We start from the raw sequence: 17,413 nt of genomic DNA, 5'->3' as shown, positions 1-17,413 counted from the left end.
TTTAGCTATGATGAGGGCATGGGACGGCGCGAGCGCAAGAAGGCACAGACCCGCCAGGCACTGGCGGACGCGGCGTTGCGGCTGTTCGCCGAGCGCGGGTACGACGGTGTGACCGTCGCCCAGGTCGCGGACGCGGCCGACGTCTCCATCGCCACGCTGTTCGCGCACGTGCCGGACGGCAAGGAGGCGCTGATCTTCGACGACGGCGCCGGGCGGGCCGGTTGGCTGGCCGAGGCGATCAGGGACAGGCCCGAGGGGCAGTCCGTGCTGGAGGCCCTGCGCCGTCGCATGGCGAGCGGCGGGCCGTTCGCCCCCGATCTTCCCGAGGCGATGCGGCGCAAGCGCGACCTGATCGTGAGCACGCCCGCCCTGCGCGACTACTCGCGCCGGCTCTGGATCGCGGGCGAGGCCGAGCTGGGGGAGGCGATCGCCGCCGAGAGCGGTCGCGAGCCGTCCGACATGCGGGTGCGGGCCCTCGCCCGCTACGTCCTGGAGATCCCCGAACTCGCCGGGGCGGAACCCGACCCGCCGGCCGCGATGCACGCCGTGTTCGATCTGCTCGAATCCGGTGTTGAGTAGGGCCTACTCATGTGTGCGCGGTGATCGCCGCCTAGCGTTTCGAGTGTGATCGGCAGATGGGTTTGCGCGGCCGTGCTGGCGTTCTCGGTCGCGCCGTTACCGGCGGCGGCGGCCGCCGTGCTCGACTGCCCGTCGTTGCTCGGGACCAGGGACGGTACGGGGACGGGGTCGGGGGACACGATCCCCAACGTGGTCGGGCTGACGCTGACCGAGGCGAGGACGGCGCTGGGGGAGGCCGGGTTCCGGGTGGACGAGAGCGGGGTGGCCGACGAGGACGCGACGATGGCGAGCCAGGATCCCGCGGCGGGGACCGAGGCGGCGTGCGAGACGGTGGTGCGGATCGCCACCTCCGTGCCTGAGGTGACGCCTACGCCTACGCCGGAGGTCACCCCTACGCCTGAGGTCACTCCTACGCCGGAGGTCACTCCTACGCCGGAGGTCACTCCTACGCCCGAAGTCACCCCCACGCCTGAGGTGACTCCCTCGCCCGAAGTGACGCCTACGCCGGAAGAGACGCCCACGCCCGAGGAGACGCCGAGCGTCGAGGAGACGCATGAGTTGCAGGTGTCCGAGTCCGGCAGTGGGGCGCCCGTGGTTCCCATCGTGCTGGTGGCGGCGGCGGTGTTGCTGCTCGGTGGGTTGCTGCTCTTCCTCCGCCCCCGGCGTAAACCCGCGGTGCCGGGGGTGCGCTGCGTGCCGTACCACGATCTTCAGCCCTTCGTGGAGTTGCACGAACTGCCCGGCATCCGGTTCGAACCCCACCACGACCCCGGCCACCAGGAGTTTCAGGAGATCGTACGGTGACCATTTCCATCGAGACGCATCCCAGCACGGCCGACGTGCTGCTCTTCGGCGATCCTCGGCACGCTGCTTCGGCTCTGGCGCACGCGATCAACGTGCCTGGGGTCGCTGATGACGTCAGGCAGCGGGTGGGCGGGGTGTTCGAACGGCCGATGATCGAGTCGGGGGGTGAGTTGCTGGCTGGGCTCAACATCGGGGCGGCGTTGCTGGGCGGGTGGTACAAGTACCGCGGACTGCAGGCGGCCGCTCGCCGGACGCTCGACAACCCGGGGGTGGGGGAGACGGTGCGGCTGGCGGAGCACAAGATCGTGTCGCGGCATGCGCCTTATGTCGACGTGCTGGTGGGCGGGCAGGTGGTGGGGCGGGTGACGTTCGGGATCGACCTGAGCTTCGACATCGCGATGCTGCAGGCGAGCGTGCATCGGGGGCGTCTCATGCGGGTGAGCGCGGGGGAGTGTACGGCGAGCATTTCGTGGAGCGTGCAGGGGTTCGAGATCCATCGCAACGAGTTCGCCCCGATCGCCCTTCCCCTGCACGCGTCGCTGGGGGAGGGCATCCCCTTGATCCGCGAGGCCCGCGCCAGCTGAGGACCCTTGAGGGGACGGCCTCCGGGAAAGGCTAGCTTTTCGAGGGTGGGCCACCTATGGAGAGGGTGGCCCACCCCTTATGGGTGCCCCCCGTGAGGAACTGCCCCGCCGAGGGCCCCCGTGGGCCTGGGCGCCTCTTGGGGGTGAGGCTCCTTGAGGCGAGGGCGCCGTGGGAGGTGGGGGTCCGTTGGGGTTGAGGGTCTTGGGGTGAGGGCCCTTTGGTGGTGAAGGGCCCTGGGAGTGGGGGTCAGCCGCCCTGGATCTGGGTGGTGGCGTAGTCGAGGAGTTCCTGGGCCTCGGTGAATCGGCGTTCGTTCTGGTCGCCCAGCAACACCCCCACGATGCGCCGCCCAGCACGCTCCCCCGCGAACAACAGGCAATACCCCGCCGCGTTCGTGTAGCCCGTCTTCACCCCGAGCACCCCGTCCGTCATCCCCAGCAGCTTGTTCGTGTTCTTCCACGTGTGCGCCCGATGCGCCCCCGTCTTGGCCACCCGATGCGCCTTGGCCCCCACCACCGCGCGGAACGTCGCGTCAGACAGCGCCGCCTGCGTCAGCTTCGCCTGGTCGATCGCCGTCGAGTACCCACCGTTGCGCGGCGACGGCAACCCGTCCGGATTCGTATAAGCCGTGTCGGAAAGCCCCAGACTCCGCGCCGCGTCGTTCATCTTCGCCACGAACGCCCCCTTCCCAGGCCCGTACTTACGCGCCAGCGCGTTGGCCGCGTCCGCCCCCGACGGCAGCATGAGCCCGTACAGCAGGTCCCTGACCGTGAGCCGCTCCCCCGTGGACAGCGCCGCCGTCGTGGCCCCGTTGTCGGCCGCGTGCCGCACGTCCCCCTTGGTGATCGTCACGACGTCGCCCAGGTTCGCCTCGCGCAGCACCACGTAGGCGGTCATGACCTTGACCAGGCTCGCGACCGGCACGCGCCGGCTCTGGCGCTTGCCGAAGTGGATCGTCCCCGCAGAGTCCACGACGTAGGCCGCGCGCGCCCCCACGGCGGGCGCCTTGACGGCCGCGTGCGCGGGTGCGGCAAACCCCACACTCAGGGCTAGTACGGCAGAGCAGAAGATACCCCGGATATGCATTCCAGCATGGTGACAGGTGATCAAACGTTGCTATGCGGAACTTGACCCTAAGAAGCGAAAACATCCTCCTGACCGGGGTAAACGATCCTTACCAGGAGTAAACGGGGGAGAACGCCATGGCAGGCAAATTCGTCATCACGAAGGACAGGCGCGGAGAGTTCCGCTTCAAGCTCGTCGCCACCAACGGGCAGACCATCGCGGTCAGCGAGGGTTACACGACCAAGGCGGCGTGCATGAACGGCATCGAGTCGGTGCGCAAGAACGCCGGCGACGCCACGGTCGCCGACGAGACGCTCGCGGCCGTCTGAGCAGCTGTCGCAACCCGGGAGGCCCTCGTCAGGCGGCGAGGGCCTTCTCGGCCCGCTTCCTGCGCCGCCGCCACACCACGAACCCCACGACGGCCGCGACCACCACCACGGCCACGGTGCCTGCCGCGACCGGCGACTCCGCCGCCAGCCTGAGCCAGCCCCAGACTGCCGCGTACAACCCGAACCACCACAGCGGCGCCCACGTGAGGCAGCCCAGCGCGCTCGCCACGACGTACCAGGGGTAGGACACGCGCAACGCGCCCGCCACCCACGGCAGCGTGTGCCGCAGCCCGGGAACCCAGAAGCAGCCGTAGACCGCCAGCGCGCCCCACTTCTCCACGACGTGCTCGACCTTGCGGATGCGCTCGCGCCCGACCTTGACCCCGATGCGCGACTCGTAGAGCTTCTCGCCCAGCTTGCGGCCGATCCAGTAGTACGCCTGGAAAGCGCCGAACAGCGCGATGATCAGCACCACGCCCACGAGCCAGTAAGGCAGGCCCAGCCAGAACGGCCGCGTGTAGTCGTCGGAGATGGCGATCAGAGCCATGCGGACAATCACCACCCAAGAAGCTCGTTAGGTCAGCCTTACCTTATTTGACTCGCCAACTACCTGCCACCTCAGGGCCTTACGTCTGACTTTTCGTATCATGCGCGGCCTGCAAGCCCGCGGCAAGTAGGGCTCAACCACCTTCCCGTACACCTGTAGATGAGAGGGCAAGGTGTTGATCATGGGTAAGGCAGCAGCGGTTCTGAGCACAGGCACCACCACCACGCTGAAGTTGTTCGTCGGCGCGCTCGCCTTCACCAGCGTCTACGTCGGAGTCTCTGCGTACGGCACCGCCGCCTCCGCCCCAGCAGAAGCGCACACCATCACCCTGGCCGCGCAGGCGATGCCCATCACCACCACGATCGCCCCGGTCTCCGGCGAGATCTCCGTCGCCACCGGCGCCACCGAGCCGGGCTGCGCCAAGACCATGGTGGCCAGGACCGTCCTCGTCAACGACAAGCCCGGAGAGACCGTCCTGTACGGCTGGCGCCTGGCCCGCTGGAACGCCACCACGAAGCAGTGGCGCTCCTACCTCAGCGACTACGCCGGGTTCGCCGCCGCGAGCCGTACCGTGAAGTGGCAGCCCAGGATCGTGTCGAACCCGGGCTGGTACCGCATCGAGCTCGCCGTCCAGGATGGCAAGACGATCAGGAGCGACCGCTTCCAGGTGAGTTGCTGACCGAGCGCCTCGCGGCCTCCACCCAGCGCGGCACGCCGACCCGCTCGGCCACCTCCAGCGCCTTGACGTAGTGGTCCTGCGCCGCGTCCGGCTGGCCCAGCCGGATGGCGAGGTCGCCCAGCGTCAACGCCACCGGCCACAGCGCCACCACGCCCGTGCCCGCCCCGGCGATGCGGTCGTGGAACGGCTTGAGCTTGTCGTAGCAGTCGACCATCCGCTCCCGGTCGCCCAGCAGCATCCCGGCCAGCGCCCGCCACGTCATCGCCAGCTCGTACAGGAAGTCGGGACGCACCGGCGGCCGCACGGCAGCCACCGCCCGCGCGTCGGCCTGGTGCCCGGCCGAGGCCAGCGCCAGCGCGTAGGCGTCGAGCGTCCACTTCGCGCCGCGCTGATGCGCCTCGGACAGCACGTCGACCATGTCGGCAGCGCGCCCGTCGACCAGGTGCAGGCAGAACGTCGCGATGAGCGGCAGGTCCTGGCGCCCCTCCAGCATGCCGGCGCGCGCCGTCATGCGGGCCGCCTCGCGGTAGGCCCGCTCGGCGCCGGGGTAGTCACCGGCGATCATCAGCTTCTGCCCCGCGTACCAGGCGCAGACCGCCTCGGGCGCGGACAGGTCGTACTGCTTGGCCAGCCGTTCAGCTGCGGCCGCGTGCTCGTCGGAGACCGCGAACTCGCCGCGCGCGGCAGCGCACTCCAGCAGCACCAGGTGCGCCAGCGCCTGCACGGCCATCTGCCCCGACCGCTGCGCCACCTCCAGCAGCTCGCGGCCGATGCTCTCGCGGGTGTCGACGGCGGGGATGTCGTAGGACTGGCGCAGTCGCCCGCTCAGCGCCACCGCCAGCAGCGTCGGGTCGCCGCTCTGCCTGGCCAGCTCCAGCGCCTCGAGGGAGGCCTGCCGCCCGCGCTCGGGCGAGGAGGACCCCTCCAGCTCCAGCGCCAGCGTGGTGAGCAGGCTGGCGCGCAGCGTCTGCTCGCCCTCGGGCAGCTCCATCAACGCCTTCTCGGTGACGTCGACGATCTCCCAGGCGGTGCGGGTGAAGTCGCGCGCCATGCCCTTGTGCGGCACGGCCAGCGAGGCAGCCACGCGCGCGGTGATCTCCAGGTCGCCCAGCGGGAGCGCCAGGTCCATGGCGGCACGGCGCAGCAGCCGCGCGGCCTCCATGTCACCGCACAGCGCCAGCGCCTTGATCTGGCGCAGCATCAGCAGCAGCCGCTGGCGGGTGTCGCCGCCGGTGCGGTCGAAGGCCGCGATGGCCTGCTCCCACAGCTGCGCCGCCTCCCGGTGCGCGAAGCGCCGCTCGGCCTGCTCGGCGGCCAGCCCCGCGTAGTGGACGGCCTTGCTCGCCGTCTCGGCGGTGCCCGCCGCGAAGAAGTGGTGGGCCAGCGCGGCCACGTCGCCGGGGTTGCGGTGCTCGATGACCGCTGCCACGGAGGCGTGCAGGCGCGTACGGCGCAGCCGGGACGCGTCAGAGTAGATGGTGTCGCGCACCAGGTCGTGGTCGAAACGCAGCAGCCCGGGACCTGGCTCGGTGACCAGCCCGGCCAGCAGCGCCGCCTCGACCGCGTCGACGACCGCGTCCTCGGCGCCGCCCGCGACGTCCACCAGGACGTCCACGTCCACGTCGCGCCCGATGACCGCCGCCTGCAGCAGGATCTGCTGCGCCGAGGCGGGCAGCCGCGAGATGCGCCTGCGCAGCACGTCGCGCACGCCGGACGGCACCCCGGACAGCACCTCGGCAGCCGTGGCGTGCGCGCCCGCGGACTCCGAGTCCAGTAAGCGGACGGTCTCCCGCACGAAGAACGGGTTGCCGCCGGTCCGCTCCACGATCGACTCGACGGCGTCCTCGTCGATCTCCCGCACGCAGGTGGCCCTGACCAGCTCGGCCACCGCCTTCGGGTCGAGCCCGGACAGCCCGACGCGCACCGGGCCGAGCCTGGCCAGCGCGGCGAGCACGTCGGCCTGCCGGTCGTCCAGCTCGCCCTCGCGGCACGTCACGACCAGCAGCACGCGGCTGGTGGCCAGCAGGCTCGGCAGGGCGCGCAGCAGGGCGAGCGTCTGGTCGTCGGCCCAGTGCAGGTCCTCGAGCGTCAGCAGCACGGGGGCGCGGCGCGCCACGCCCGCCAGGTAGCCGCCGACCGCGCGGTGCAGGCGGAACCCGCCGGACGCCTCGTCGTCGTCCGGGTCGGGGTCGGCGTCGTCGAGCAGCGGCGCCAGCAGCGTGGCGTACTCGCCGGCGCCGGTCACCTCGGTCAGCGCCCGCAGGATCTCCACCCACGCCCAGCCGGGCGGGGTCGCGCTGGAGTCAGGGCAGGCGCCTGAGGCGGACAGCCAGCCGTCCGCCGTGACCTTCGACTGCAGCTGGCGCAGCAGCGTCGTCTTGCCCGCTCCTGCGTCTCCGGCGACGATCGCCACCTGGAACCTGGCGGTGCGCTGGGCGGCCGTGGTGAGCCTGCTCAGCTCGGCGTCACGGCCGACGAACGGCTCAGGCTCCAGTGGCGGCGGCTCGATCGGCGTGGTCGGCCTCGGCGGCCAGGTGTCGGTGGCCGGGGGAGCGGGCCGCGACGGCCTGGCGGCGGCGACGAGTTCGAGCTCGGGCGACTGGGCCAGGATGTCGGACTCCAGCTTGCGCAGCGCCGGGCCGGGGTCGATGCCGAGCTCGTCGGCCAGGATGCCGCGCGCCCTGCGCAGCGCGGCCAGCGCGTCGCCCTGGCGGCCCTGCCGGTAGAGGCCCAGGGCCAGCAGGCGCCAGCCCTCCTCGCGCAGCGGGTGCTCGGCGGTGAGCGCCTCCAGGTCGGGCACGGTCTCGGCGTGGCTGCCCAGCCGCAGGCCGGTGTCCGCGTGCCGTTCCCTGGCCACCAGGCGCAGCTCGGCCAGGCGGTTGACCTCGGCCTCCGCCCACTGCTGGTCGGCGAAGTCGGAGTAGGGGGTGCCGCGCCACAGGCCGAGCGCCTTCTCCAGGCGTCCGCGCGCGGACTGCGGGTCGTCGGCGTCGAGGTGCTCGCCCGCCGCGCGGACGAGCTGCTCGAAGCGGAGCGCGTCGACCTGGTCGGGCGCCACGCGCAGGGCGTAGCCGGACGCGACGGTCACCAGCAGCCGGTTGGGGCCCCCGCGCGGGCGGCCGGGCTCGAGGACCCGGCGCAGGCGGGAGATGTAAACCTGGAGCCCCGACTGGGCGCCCTTGGCCGTGTCGTCGGCCCACAGGTCGAACAGGAGCGTGTCGACGGGCACGACCTGACCCCTGGCCACGAGCAATCGGGCGAGCACGGCCCGCTGCCGCAACCCGCCGAGGTCGAGTTCGTCGTCGTGTTCGTACGCCTCGACTGGCCCAAGAACCCGGAACGCCACCATGTCAGCCGCCACGCTATGCGTGCTTCCGAAGGAGGCACAAGGTCTTTGAACGGTTCACTAGGGTGCTTTCAGACTCTCGGGGGCGGGCTCAGCAGTCTGGGACCGCCCGTTGCGCCTGCGCAGGAGTGCCCACGCGCCGAGGGCCAGCCCACCGAAGGGGATCTCGATAGTGTAGGTCCAGAAGCCGAACAGAAGCGCGGTGGCCGTCGCGGCGGGTGTGGGAACCCCGAAGGCGATCAGCAGGACGACCACCCCCGCCTCCATGATCCCGGCGCCGCTGGGCGTGACGAGCGCGCTGGTCAGCACCCTGGAGAGGGCGAAGACGGCGATCGACTGGGCCAGCCCCGGGTAGGCGCCGGTGGCCTGCATGCAGACCACCATGATCAGCCATTGGAGCGCCAGGAAGGCGACCATGCCGGCCGACAGCCCGGCCCAGCGCTTCCTGACCACCTCGGCGGTGTCCCTGCGCAGGTTGTCCAGCGCCTCCGAGGCCTTGAACCTGAGCCTGAACAGCCGCATGAGCCCGTCGAGCCCGCGCCCGAGCAGGTTGGCCGCCCTGTCCCAGTAGAGGGCGGCGGCCATGACGGCGACCAGGACGAGGATCGACAGCGCGCCGACCCATCCGGCCTTGGCCACGGTCGGGTTCGGCACTTCCCCGGCCAGCAGGAGCCCCAGGATGCCCACGGCGGGCAGGATGAACCGGAAGAGGGTGTTCCAGATGCCGCTGACCAGGGTCATCACCACGATGGGCCGGTTGGCGAACCCCCAGCCCCTGGTCATGCCGAAGGTCAGCGCCACCCCGGCCGCTCCGCCGAACGGCAGCAGGTTGCTCACCGCGCTGCCCGCCGCGTTGAGCGTCAGCGCCTGCAGGTGCGACAGGCCAGGCAGGGAGTTGGTCAGCACGAAGGTGTAGGCGATCAGGCTGGCCAGCCACACCGCCGTCATCAGGGCTATGGTGCCGATGCCCATCCTGGAGAAGATCTCCCCGATCTGCTCCCACGAGACCGGCTTGCCGGTCAGCGTGTGCACGATCTGCGGCAGGTACACCACCAGGAGGACGGCGAGACCGAGCGACAGGACGGAGAGGGCGCCCTGGACCCACTTGTTCTTCATCAGATCCCGTCGAAGGGGTGCTTGAGGCGGGTGCCCGGGGGCACGTCGCGGCGTACGAACCATTCTGTCCCGAAGACGAGGCGATAGAGCGGTCCGGGGATCTTCAGCATGACGGCGAGCGTCCTGTCGGTGCTGCCGCCCTTCGCCTGGGAGGCGTGGGCGGCCATGGAGGCGCGCTTCTGCTTCGTGTATTTCCTGACGTTCACCCGGTGGGTGATGTCCTCGCCCGCCGTGTAGGCGCTCTCGAAGGTCCGCACGTCGAACTCGGGCGGGAACCGGTAGACCTTGCCCGCCATCCTGAGCGCCTTGAGCAGGGGGTCGCGGTTGACCGTGGCCTCCAGCACGATCTCCGTTCCGGCGATCTCCGCCGCCCGCCTGCCCACCCGGTGCACCTGCACGTGGTCCGGGTGACCGTACCCGCCAGCGGGGTCGTAGATCGCCAGCAGGTCGGCGCGCTCCTCGTCGAGGATCTCGGCCAGCCGCTTGGCCGCCTGCTCGGTGTCGGCGTCGATGAAGGCGTTGTCGGGGCGTTCGGAGGCGACGCCGCCCGACGGGCTCAGGCCGGAGTCGCCGTAGCCGAGGCACTCCACGCGGGCGCAGCCCAGCAGGGCGGCCGACTCGTACAGCTCCTTGAGCCTGGTCTCGCCCAGCTCGTCGCCCGGCTCGAGATCGGCCAGCCCGCGCTCGCCCGCCGTCGCCACGACGAGCACCACCCGGTGGCCCTCGGCCGCGAGCATCGCCATCGTGCCCGCCGTGAGCAGGGCCTCGTCATCAGGGTGGGCGTGGAAGAACACAGCTGTACGTGGAGGCACAACCTCCAGATTAGTCTGGGAGGGGTGCGGATCCTTCACGTGAGCGACTGTTACCTGCCCCGGCTCGGGGGTATCGAGGTGCAGGTGGCCGACCTCGTGCGGATGCAGCGGGAGGCGGGCCACACCGTCCTCGTGGCGACCGCCACCGGCGGCGAGCCGATCGAGGGGGTGCGCCGCATCGTCGCCCGCATGCCGTTCGACCTGCCCGTCCACCCGTTCGGAGTGGGCCATCTCACCCGCCTGATGACCTCATGGCGCCCCGACGTGGTGCACGTGCACACGGGCGCCGTGTCCCCTTTCGCGTGGATGGGGGTACGGGCCGCGGTGCGTTCAGGACTGCCCGCCGTGGTGACCGTGCACAGCATGTGGGATCCGGTCACCCGTGGGGTCTACCGGGCGCTGCGCTGGATCTTCGAGTGGCACAAGTGGGGGCTGGTCGCCACCGCCGTCAGCAACGCGGCCGCCGTCCCCATCAGGGCGGTGGCCGGGCGCGGGGTGCCGGTCAACGTCGTCTCCAACGGCCTCGACCTGTCCGGCTGGCTGCCAGGCACCCCAGGAGAGGCCGACGAGGTGCACATCGTGGCCGTGGGACGGCTGGCGCCGCGCAAGCAGCCGGTGCGGCTCCTCAAGCTCCTGCGTGCCGTACGCACCAGAGTGCCGGACTCGGTCGCGCTGCGGGCCACGATCATCGGCGACGGGCCGGCACGCGGCCAGATGGAACGTTTCCTCGCCAAGCACGGCATGACCGGCTGGGTGTCGCTGCCCGGCCGCTACTCCCGCGAGGAGATCGCCAAGGTGCTCTCCTCAGCCGACGTGTTCGTCGCGCCCGCGCCCCGCGAGTCGTTCGGCCTCGCCGCCCTGGAGGCCAGGGCGGCCGGGCTGCCCGTCGTGGCCAGGGCGCAGAGCGGCGTCGCCGACTTCGTCCGTCCGGGCAAGGAGGGGCTGCTCGGCCGCAGCTTCGACGAGCTGGTCGACGCGGTGACCAGGCTGGCGGTGGACGGCGAGCTGCGCCGGTCGATCGCCGCGCACAACCAGGCCACCGAGCCGACGGCGGGCTCGTGGGCGGCGGTGCTCGACGGGTTCGACAGGTGTTACGCGCAGGCGATCGGCTAGGGGCGGTTCAGCACGACGTAGCCGTCGCGCTCGAAGACCTTCTGGTAGCCCAGGTTCTGCAGCTCGGCGACCCGGTTGGCCTGCTCCTCCGCCGACCCGAACGGGAACTCCCAGCGCGCGGTGTCGGCCAGCACCCACGGCGCGGAGAAGTGCGGCTGGGCCGTCCAGAGCTGCACGGTGGCGCGCGAGGACAGGTTGGGCCCCAGCGAGTTGACGGTCTCCACGGTCACCCCTGACGGGACCTTGCTCACCGCCTCGGCCGCCGCCGCTGTCCGCGCCTCGTCGCCCTTGTAGAAGTCGGGGTGGTAGAGCTGGTCCAGAGAGAACTTCGGCACCAGGGTCAGCGCGACCGCGCACACCCCGACCGCCCAGGCGAGCTTGAGCGACTCAGGCCCCTTCGTCCACCGCAGCAGCCTGGCCAGGCCGTCCACTCCCGCCAGGAAGAGGATCACCACGGTGAACGCGTTGTACTGGAAGTCGGACTGCCACCACAGCTCGCGGTCCGACAACATGCGCTCCAGCACGTGTGGCAGCGCGACCAGCGACAGCGGCGACAGCAGGCACAGCAGCAGCGTCGGCCAGACGAGCAGGAAGAGCGTGTCGACCTTGGCCTCGGCGCTGAACGGGAGCAGCAGCGTGCCCAGCGGGTCGCGGAGGATGGCGGCCACCGCGCTGGGCGCGTCCGGGCCGAGGTGGTTGTAGGCCCAGAAGTCGTTCTGGTCGCCTCCAGCGATCGGGATGAGCACGCCGCGCACGAGGATGGTCCAGCCGACGCCGATCGCCGCGCTGGACAGCCCGCGCAGCCGGTCGCCGACGACGAACTGGTAGAGGCCGAAGCCGATCACCATCAGCCCCATGTCCTCCTTGACGAGGAGGAGGGCGAACATCGCCAGGTAGGCGGGCAGCCTGCGCCCCGCCTGGTAGCGCTCGATCATGATCGCGGTGAGCACCGGGACGAACATGACCTCGTGCACGTCGAAGGCGATCGCCTGCGCCACGGGCCACGACAGCGCGTAGGCGACGGAGACGAGCCAGGCGGGCACGGCGCCCAGCACGCGGCGGGTGAACAGCCAGATGAACGGGATCGCCGCGGCGAACAGCACTGCCTGGGCGACGACCAGCGTCTCAGGGCCGTCGTGGATCCAGTAGAAGGGCGCGAGCACCGCCCAGATGGGCGAGAAGTGGTCGGCGAACTGCAGGTAGTCGTAGCCGCGCCCGTGGAAGGCACCCACGACGGGCACGTACGGCGGGCCGAGGCGCGAGTAGCCCCTGACCGCCTGGTCGAACACCACGAGGTCGAACGTGGTGGTGCGGAAGGTGGCGAGCTTGACGAGCCCGAGGGTCGCGTAGGCGGTGGCCGCCAGTGCGGTCAGCACGCCGATCCAGGGGAACCTCGAGGTCGTGGCGGACGCCTCGGTTTCGGCTGGCAGCGTGTCGACCGTCACGGGCAGCAGAGTATACGGCCGCCGCGCCGCGCTGCCCCCCGCAGGCGGTGCGACGGCCGTGGTCCTGCTAGCTGCAGGCCTTGGTGATCTTCGCCTGGATGTCCGGGATCTTGCCGGCGGACGTGGCGGCGTTGGCCGGGTCCTTCATGCCGTCGAAGAGGTTGGCCAGGTCGTTGATCGCGCTGGCGAGGTCACCGTCGTACTTGCCGGCCAGGGCCTTGAGCTTGGCGCCGGCGTCGGCGCTGGCGGTCTCGATCGCCTTGGGGTCGGTCGCGGCGCCGGACAGCGCGGTGGTGAACTCCTGCGAGATCTTGGTGACCTCGTTGCTCATCGTGACGCAGTCGACCTTCTGGCCGACGCCACAGGCGCTGAGGAGGCCGGCAAGGGAGACCGCCGCCAGGGTGGTGGCGATGCGACGGCTATTGATCTTCATGGGGGAGCCCTTCGTTGTGTTCGTTGCGAAGAGAAAATTATGGGGCAATCCTTGACGTCTGCTTGCACATCACCAACATCAGTTCCAGTCCGTCCTGGGTAAGTGCACCCCGTGAAAGCGAGAGCACTCCTGCCGCTCGTCCTGCCCGCCGTGCTCATCGGGGTGGGGTCCAGCCTCGTGCTGGTCGTGGTCAGCAGGGTGGCCGGGTTCGTCCAGGGCTACCTCTGGGCGCCGAGCGACTCCGGCTGGTGGACGGTGCTCGTGCTCACGCTCGTCGGCGCGGCCACCGGCCTGGTGATCTGGAAGGTCCCCGGGCACGCGGGGCCCGACCCGGCCACCGAGAGCCTGATCGCGCCGCCCATGCCGGTCGCGGTGCTGCCCAGCCTCCTGCTGGCGACCGTACTGTCGCTAGCCGGCGGGGTCAGCCTCGGGCCGGAGAACCCGATCACCGCGGCCAACATCGCGCTGGCCTTCGCGATCGGCAGCAGGTTCATGCCCAAGGTCGGCGCTCCGGCCTGGGTGGGGCTGGGCGCGGCCGGCACGATCGGCGCGCTGTTCGGTACGCCGGTGGCGGCCGCGCTGGCGCTGTCGGAGATGCTGGGCGGCGACGAGAAGACGCCGTTGTGGGACAAGCTGTTCGCCCCGCTGCTCGCGGCCGCCGCCGGGTCGCTGACCACGGTCGCGCTGTCGGGCGAGCAGCTCGCGGTGAACGTGCCCGCCTACCCGGGGTTCCACCTGATCGACCTGGTCACCGGGTCGGTGGTCGCCACGGTCGCCGCCGGGCTCGGGCTGCTGGCCGTCTACGCCTTCCCGTACGCGCACCGGTTCTTCCACGCGATGCGCAACCCGGTCGTCATGGTCACCGTCGGCGGGGCGCTGCTCGGCCTGCTCGGCGTGATCGGCGGGCGGGTCACCCTGTTCAAGGGGCTGGAGGAGGCGGGTGAGCTGGTGTCCGGCTCCTACGGCTCAGGGCAGCTGATCCTGATCATCGTGGTCAAGCTGGTGGCCCTGGTGATCGCGGGGACGTGCGGGTTCCGCGGCGGGCGCATCTTCCCCGTCATCTTCACCGGGGTCGCGCTCGGGCTGCTGGCCAACGGCCTGATCCCGTCGATCCCGCTCTCGCTGGCGGTCGCCGGGGGAGTGCTGGGTTTCGTGCTGGCCGTCACGCAGCAGGGCTGGCTCAGCCTGTTCTCCGCCATCGTCATCGTCGACCAGGCGGTGCTGATCCCGATCGCCTGCGTGATGATCCTGCCCGCGTGGCTGCTGATCACCGGAAAGCCGCAGATGCTCGTCAGGGATTGACGTCCAGGCCCAGCGCGGTGGCGATCGCGACCGCCTGGGTGACGTCGATGCGCGCCCCGCGCAGCTCGGTGACCAGCGGATCGACCGTGGTCAGGTCGCTGCCGCGCAGGTCGGCGCGGGTGAGGTCGGCGCGGTGCAGCATGGCGCCGGTGAAGTCGACCTTGCGCAGCGTCGCGCCCTCGCACCTGGCCCCGGTGAGGTCCGCCTCGCGCAGCTTGACCTCGACGAACGACGCCGCGCCCAGCGGCGCGCCGGGCAGGCCGACGAACGACCAGTCGCCGCCCTCGACCTTCATCAGGTCGAAGGTGCACCGGTCGAACATGCTGCCGACGAACTTGCACCCGGTGAAGGACGCGTCGAAGAACGACGTGTTCTTGAAAGTGCAATTGAGGAACGCGCTGTCGGTGTGCGTCGAGGCGTTGAACTTCGAATTGCGGAAGACGCACTCGACGAACGTGGCCCCCCTGCTCGTCGCCTCGGTCAGGTCGACCTCGTTGAACAACACCCGCTCGTGCACCTGGCCGGACAGGTCCTCGCTGTCCCAGTCGGCGAACTCCACGGTCGTGTCGGTCGGGGGAGTCGGCACCCCGTGCAGGCGTTCTGCCACGGATGTGATGCTACGTCAGCGTACGGCGAAGCCCGACAGGAGCGCCTCGACGATCGCCTCGGGCTCGGGCATCGGCAGGTCGAGCATCCCGCGATAGGTGACCAGCCCGACCAGGAGGTCGGCGAGCAGCCACAGGTCGGCGTCCGGCGCCAGCTCGCCGCGCTCGATCGCCCGCTCGAAGACCGCCCACGACTGCTGCCGCTGGACCTGCATCCCGGTACGGATCACCTCGGCGACGGCCGGGTCGCGCCCCGCCTCGGCGAAGGACTGCTTGGCCATCCTGTCCAGGCCAGGCGTGTGCCACATGGCGAGGGTGTCGACCACGATCGAGGTCAGGTCGCCGCGGAACGACCCGGTGTCGGGGACGGGGACGTTGGCGATGAGCATGCTGCCCAGGGCGTCCAGCAGCAGGTCGCGCCGCGTCGCGTAGCGACGGAACACGCTCGCCCTGCCCACCCCGGCGGTCTCCGCCACCTCGTCCATCGTGAAGTCGAACCCCTTGGTGAAGATCAGCGACGCCGCCGCCTCCCTGATCTTGAGATCGACGGACGGATCGGGCTTGCGTCCACGTGGGCTCATAAGTGATACTCCCAGTATCTGATATTGGAGGTCTCTGAAATAGAGTACTGGTCGTCGGCGCAGGGGTCGCCGGACTCGCCCTGGCTCGCGGGTGCGGCCGGGTGTTGTGGGTGTTCGACGTCCAGGCGAAGCCCGGCGACCCGCTGTGGGGCGACGTCCATCCTCGCCGGGATGACGGATTCCGAGTTCTTCCCCCACGTCAGGCACAAGGTGTCGTGGCGGGCATGGAGGTGACCAGCAAGCCCAACCCGCTGGCCGACCTCCTCTCCGGCCGGCTGATGAGCAAGGGCTATGCCTCGTGGAGCCGGATGTCGTCTTCGTACCTATTGACACGTTGACGAAGGTCACCCGACGATGTCGCATATAGAGCAACTCAGTGCGTAATGCGCAACAAGCGGGTGACTATGTCGAGCTTGATCTCCACCCTTCCCGGCCGCTCCTACACCGACCCGGACGTCTTCCTGCAGGAGCAGGAGAAGATCTTCGAGACCCTGTGGTTCTGCGCGGTCAGGACCGACGACCTGGCCAAGCCCGGCTCCTTCAAGACCGTCCAGGTCGGCAGGGAGAACGTGATCATCGTGAGGGGCCGGGACGACCAGGTCCGCGCCTTCCTCAACGTCTGCAGGCACCGCGGCTCGCGCATCTGCGAGGAGGAGAGCGGCGAGGTCAAGCGCACCCTGCGCTGCTCCTACCACGCCTGGACCTACGACCTCGACGGCAGGCTGGTGGCCGCGCCCAACCTGGTCAAGATGCCCGACATCGACCGTGTGGAGTACGGGCTGATCCCCGTCGCGCTGCGCGAGTGGCTCGGCTACGCCTGGGTCTGCCTGGCCGACGACCCGCCCTCGTTCGAGGAGCGGGTCATGGGCGCGGCGACCGAGCGGCTGGGCGACCTGGCCTCCATCGAGCGTTACCACGTGGACAAGCTCGCCCTGGGCAAGCGCATCGTCTACGACGTGGCGGCCAACTGGAAGCTCATCGTCGAGAACTTCATGGAGTGCTACCACTGCGCCACCATCCACCCGGAGCTCGTGGCCGTGCTGCCCGAGTTCGCCGGGGGATACGCGGCGCAGTACTACGTGGGGCACGGCGCCGAGTTCGCCGACCGGGTCGAGGGGTTCACCGTCGACGGCAGCGCGGGGTTCGGCAAGTTACCCGACGTGGCCGCCGAGCAGGACCGGCGCTACTACGCGATCACCGTCAAGCCGCAGGTGTTCATCAACCTCGTGCCCGACCACGTGATCATGCACAGGATGTTCCCGATGGCCGCCGACCGGACCATCGTGGAGTGCGACTGGCTCTACCACCCCGACGTCGTCGCGTCAGGCGCCGACGTCTCGCACTCGGTCGAGCTCTTCCACCGCGTCAACGAGCAGGACTTCGACGCCTGCGAGCGGACCCAGCCCGGCATGTCCTCGCGCGCGTACGCCAAGGGCGGCGTGCTGGTGCCGAGCGAGCACCACATCTCCGCCTTCCATCAGTGGGTCAGCCAGTGCCTGCGCGGGTAGCGGACGGTCAGCTCGCCGTACGTCAGCTCGCCGGTGACCCGCACGTGCACCGTCCCAGGTGACCTCGGTACGGCGGAGCCGCCGCTGCCCTTCACCTCGGTGATGTCCGCCGAGGCGCCGGGCGGCAGGATGAGCGTGGCCGAGCCGTACTTGAGGTCGAACTCGATCTCGACCACCGGGTGCGCGATCGCCGCCTCGGACAGGTCCAGTTCCGCGCTGCCGTACTTGGAGACGACCCGCAGCCGTCGCGGGACCCGCCAGTCTCCGGCGCGCCTGATGTGCCCGTCCTTGGCCTCGACGTGCACGACCTCGTCCACCGGCCTGCCGTAGGGCAGGTCGGTGACGAGAGCGAGGAGATCGCTGTAGGTCTTCGCCGAGAGGGCCAGACCGATGCGATGGTCCAGCTCCTCTGAGGTCAGGCGGCCCTCGGAGAACGCCTGTTGGAGCTGGTGCGCCGTCGCCTCCCTGTCGGCGTCGGATACCCGCATCCGGGGTTCGGTCATGCTGCAAACAGTCCTAGAAAGGCAACCTCTTGCCAGAAGGGGTGCGCAGGTCGAGGGGCTG

At 70.4% G+C, this 17,413-nt stretch carries 19 protein-coding genes; 9 read left to right on the top strand and 10 right to left on the bottom strand.

Annotated features, from left to right (window positions below; genetic code table 11):
* Positions 1-18 precede the first annotated feature (18 nt).
* Genes ACIBG8_RS38555 through ACIBG8_RS38545 form a run of 3 tightly spaced genes read left to right on the top strand, consistent with a single transcriptional unit; the run spans position 19 to position 1,967 of the window.
* Positions 19-579, top strand: a complete 561-nt coding sequence (locus ACIBG8_RS38555; protein ID WP_397348146.1) for a TetR/AcrR family transcriptional regulator — start codon at positions 19-21, stop codon at positions 577-579.
* A gap of 45 nt (positions 580-624) precedes the next feature.
* Positions 625-1,383, top strand: coding sequence for a PASTA domain-containing protein (locus ACIBG8_RS38550; RefSeq protein ID WP_397348145.1), 759 nt, complete (start codon positions 625-627; stop codon positions 1,381-1,383).
* Entirely contained in the window at positions 1,380-1,967 is a 588-nt protein-coding gene (locus ACIBG8_RS38545) for a hypothetical protein (protein ID WP_397348144.1), read from the top strand. The genes ACIBG8_RS38550 and ACIBG8_RS38545 overlap by 4 nt, the downstream gene beginning before the upstream one ends.
* Positions 1,968-2,214: 247 nt before the next feature.
* Here ACIBG8_RS38545 and ACIBG8_RS38540 read toward each other — a convergent pair whose 3' ends face one another.
* On the bottom strand, positions 2,215-3,054 hold the full coding sequence (locus tag ACIBG8_RS38540) for a D-alanyl-D-alanine carboxypeptidase family protein (protein WP_397348143.1): 840 nt from the start codon (positions 3,052-3,054) through the stop codon (positions 2,215-2,217).
* Positions 3,055-3,170: 116 nt separating this feature from the next.
* Between ACIBG8_RS38540 and ACIBG8_RS38535 the strand changes: the two genes are divergently transcribed.
* Entirely contained in the window at positions 3,171-3,362 is a 192-nt protein-coding gene (locus ACIBG8_RS38535) for a YegP family protein (protein WP_397348142.1), read from the top strand.
* 28 nt (positions 3,363-3,390) lie between these two features.
* Here the strand turns inward: ACIBG8_RS38535 and ACIBG8_RS38530 are convergent, their stop codons facing one another.
* Positions 3,391-3,909 (bottom strand): DedA family protein, encoded by a 519-nt coding sequence (locus ACIBG8_RS38530; RefSeq protein ID WP_397348141.1) that lies wholly within the window; start codon positions 3,907-3,909, stop codon positions 3,391-3,393.
* A 181-nt stretch (positions 3,910-4,090) separates the two neighbouring features.
* Here ACIBG8_RS38530 and ACIBG8_RS38525 point away from each other — a divergent pair, with 181 nt between their 5' ends.
* Positions 4,091-4,588, top strand: coding sequence for a hypothetical protein (locus ACIBG8_RS38525; RefSeq protein WP_397348140.1), 498 nt, complete (start codon positions 4,091-4,093; stop codon positions 4,586-4,588).
* On the opposite strand, the gene ACIBG8_RS38520 is transcribed toward ACIBG8_RS38525, so the two are convergent.
* Genes ACIBG8_RS38520 through ACIBG8_RS38510 form a run of 3 tightly spaced genes read right to left on the bottom strand, consistent with a single transcriptional unit; the run spans position 4,557 to position 9,862 of the window.
* Positions 4,557-7,949, bottom strand: a complete 3,393-nt coding sequence (locus tag ACIBG8_RS38520; protein ID WP_397348139.1) for a BTAD domain-containing putative transcriptional regulator — start codon at positions 7,947-7,949, stop codon at positions 4,557-4,559. The two genes, ACIBG8_RS38525 and ACIBG8_RS38520, sit on opposite strands and share 32 nt — an antisense overlap.
* Positions 7,950-7,994: 45 nt before the next feature.
* Complete coding sequence (locus tag ACIBG8_RS38515) at positions 7,995-9,050, bottom strand: YbhN family protein (protein WP_397348138.1); 1,056 nt, start codon at positions 9,048-9,050, stop codon at positions 7,995-7,997.
* Positions 9,050-9,862, bottom strand: coding sequence for a PIG-L deacetylase family protein (locus ACIBG8_RS38510; RefSeq protein ID WP_397348137.1), 813 nt, complete (start codon positions 9,860-9,862; stop codon positions 9,050-9,052). Before ACIBG8_RS38510 ends, ACIBG8_RS38515 begins: the two co-directional genes overlap by 1 nt.
* A gap of 24 nt (positions 9,863-9,886) precedes the next feature.
* On the opposite strand from ACIBG8_RS38510, the gene ACIBG8_RS38505 reads away from it, so the two are divergent.
* On the top strand, positions 9,887-10,975 hold the full coding sequence (locus tag ACIBG8_RS38505; protein WP_397348136.1) for a glycosyltransferase family 4 protein: 1,089 nt from the start codon (positions 9,887-9,889) through the stop codon (positions 10,973-10,975).
* Here the strand turns inward: ACIBG8_RS38505 and ACIBG8_RS38500 are convergent.
* Both ACIBG8_RS38500 and ACIBG8_RS38495 read right to left on the bottom strand, forming a co-directional pair.
* On the bottom strand, positions 10,972-12,420 hold the full coding sequence (locus ACIBG8_RS38500) for a DUF2079 domain-containing protein (protein ID WP_397348135.1): 1,449 nt from the start codon (positions 12,418-12,420) through the stop codon (positions 10,972-10,974). The genes ACIBG8_RS38505 and ACIBG8_RS38500 overlap by 4 nt on opposite strands.
* 67 nt (positions 12,421-12,487) lie before the next feature.
* Entirely contained in the window at positions 12,488-12,853 is a 366-nt protein-coding gene (locus ACIBG8_RS38495) for a hypothetical protein (protein ID WP_397348134.1), read from the bottom strand.
* 111 nt (positions 12,854-12,964) lie between these two features.
* Here ACIBG8_RS38495 and ACIBG8_RS38490 point away from each other — a divergent pair, with 111 nt between their 5' ends.
* Entirely contained in the window at positions 12,965-14,155 is a 1,191-nt protein-coding gene (locus tag ACIBG8_RS38490; protein ID WP_397348133.1) for an ion channel protein, read from the top strand.
* Here the strand turns inward: ACIBG8_RS38490 and ACIBG8_RS38485 are convergent.
* Together ACIBG8_RS38485 and ACIBG8_RS38480 are read right to left on the bottom strand one after the other, a co-directional pair.
* Positions 14,145-14,762: a pentapeptide repeat-containing protein gene (locus ACIBG8_RS38485; RefSeq protein WP_397348132.1), complete on the bottom strand. Its 618-nt coding sequence runs from the start codon at positions 14,760-14,762 to the stop codon at positions 14,145-14,147. The genes ACIBG8_RS38490 and ACIBG8_RS38485 overlap by 11 nt on opposite strands.
* 15 nt (positions 14,763-14,777) lie before the next feature.
* Positions 14,778-15,341, bottom strand: coding sequence for a TetR/AcrR family transcriptional regulator (locus ACIBG8_RS38480; RefSeq protein ID WP_397348131.1), 564 nt, complete (start codon positions 15,339-15,341; stop codon positions 14,778-14,780).
* Positions 15,342-15,451: 110 nt separating this feature from the next.
* Between ACIBG8_RS38480 and ACIBG8_RS38475 the strand changes: the two genes are divergently transcribed.
* Together ACIBG8_RS38475 and ACIBG8_RS38470 are read left to right on the top strand one after the other, a co-directional pair.
* A complete protein-coding gene (locus tag ACIBG8_RS38475; RefSeq protein WP_397348130.1) occupies positions 15,452-15,679 on the top strand; it encodes a hypothetical protein in 228 nt (75 codons plus the stop codon).
* A gap of 66 nt (positions 15,680-15,745) precedes the next feature.
* Positions 15,746-16,849 carry an aromatic ring-hydroxylating dioxygenase subunit alpha gene (locus ACIBG8_RS38470; protein ID WP_397348129.1) on the top strand — a complete coding sequence of 368 codons (1,104 nt, stop codon included), beginning with the start codon at positions 15,746-15,748 and terminating at the stop codon, positions 16,847-16,849.
* On the opposite strand, the gene ACIBG8_RS38465 is transcribed toward ACIBG8_RS38470, so the two are convergent.
* Positions 16,819-17,352, bottom strand: coding sequence for a DUF1707 domain-containing protein (locus tag ACIBG8_RS38465; protein ID WP_397348128.1), 534 nt, complete (start codon positions 17,350-17,352; stop codon positions 16,819-16,821). The genes ACIBG8_RS38470 and ACIBG8_RS38465 overlap by 31 nt on opposite strands.
* Positions 17,353-17,413 lie beyond the last annotated feature (61 nt).

Origin of the sequence: Nonomuraea sp. NPDC050556, from assembly GCF_044457355.1 — a bacterium.
In the GTDB taxonomy this organism is placed as follows: domain Bacteria; phylum Actinomycetota; class Actinomycetes; order Streptosporangiales; family Streptosporangiaceae; genus Nonomuraea.
Note: the sequence above shows the minus strand (reverse complement) of the source record. Positions and strands in the feature narration are given on the sequence as shown.

Bases quoted from the DNA above. Each gene is read 5' to 3' on its own strand.
- ACIBG8_RS38555 (WP_397348146.1), top strand. From the start codon at position 19: ATGGGACGGCGCGAGCGCAAGAAGGCACAGACCCGCCAGGCACTGGCG.
- ACIBG8_RS38540 (WP_397348143.1), bottom strand. From the start codon at position 3,054: ATGCATATCCGGGGTATCTTCTGCTCTGCCGTACTAGCCCTGAGTGTG.
- ACIBG8_RS38535 (WP_397348142.1), top strand. From the start codon at position 3,171: ATGGCAGGCAAATTCGTCATCACGAAGGACAGGCGCGGAGAGTTCCGC.
- ACIBG8_RS38530 (WP_397348141.1), bottom strand. From the start codon at position 3,909: ATGGCTCTGATCGCCATCTCCGACGACTACACGCGGCCGTTCTGGCTG.
- ACIBG8_RS38525 (WP_397348140.1), top strand. From the start codon at position 4,091: ATGGGTAAGGCAGCAGCGGTTCTGAGCACAGGCACCACCACCACGCTG.
- ACIBG8_RS38515 (WP_397348138.1), bottom strand. From the start codon at position 9,050: ATGAAGAACAAGTGGGTCCAGGGCGCCCTCTCCGTCCTGTCGCTCGGT.
- ACIBG8_RS38495 (WP_397348134.1), bottom strand. From the start codon at position 12,853: ATGAAGATCAATAGCCGTCGCATCGCCACCACCCTGGCGGCGGTCTCC.
- ACIBG8_RS38480 (WP_397348131.1), bottom strand. From the start codon at position 15,341: ATGAGCCCACGTGGACGCAAGCCCGATCCGTCCGTCGATCTCAAGATC.
- ACIBG8_RS38470 (WP_397348129.1), top strand. From the start codon at position 15,746: ATGTCGAGCTTGATCTCCACCCTTCCCGGCCGCTCCTACACCGACCCG.
- ACIBG8_RS38465 (WP_397348128.1), bottom strand. From the start codon at position 17,352: ATGACCGAACCCCGGATGCGGGTATCCGACGCCGACAGGGAGGCGACG.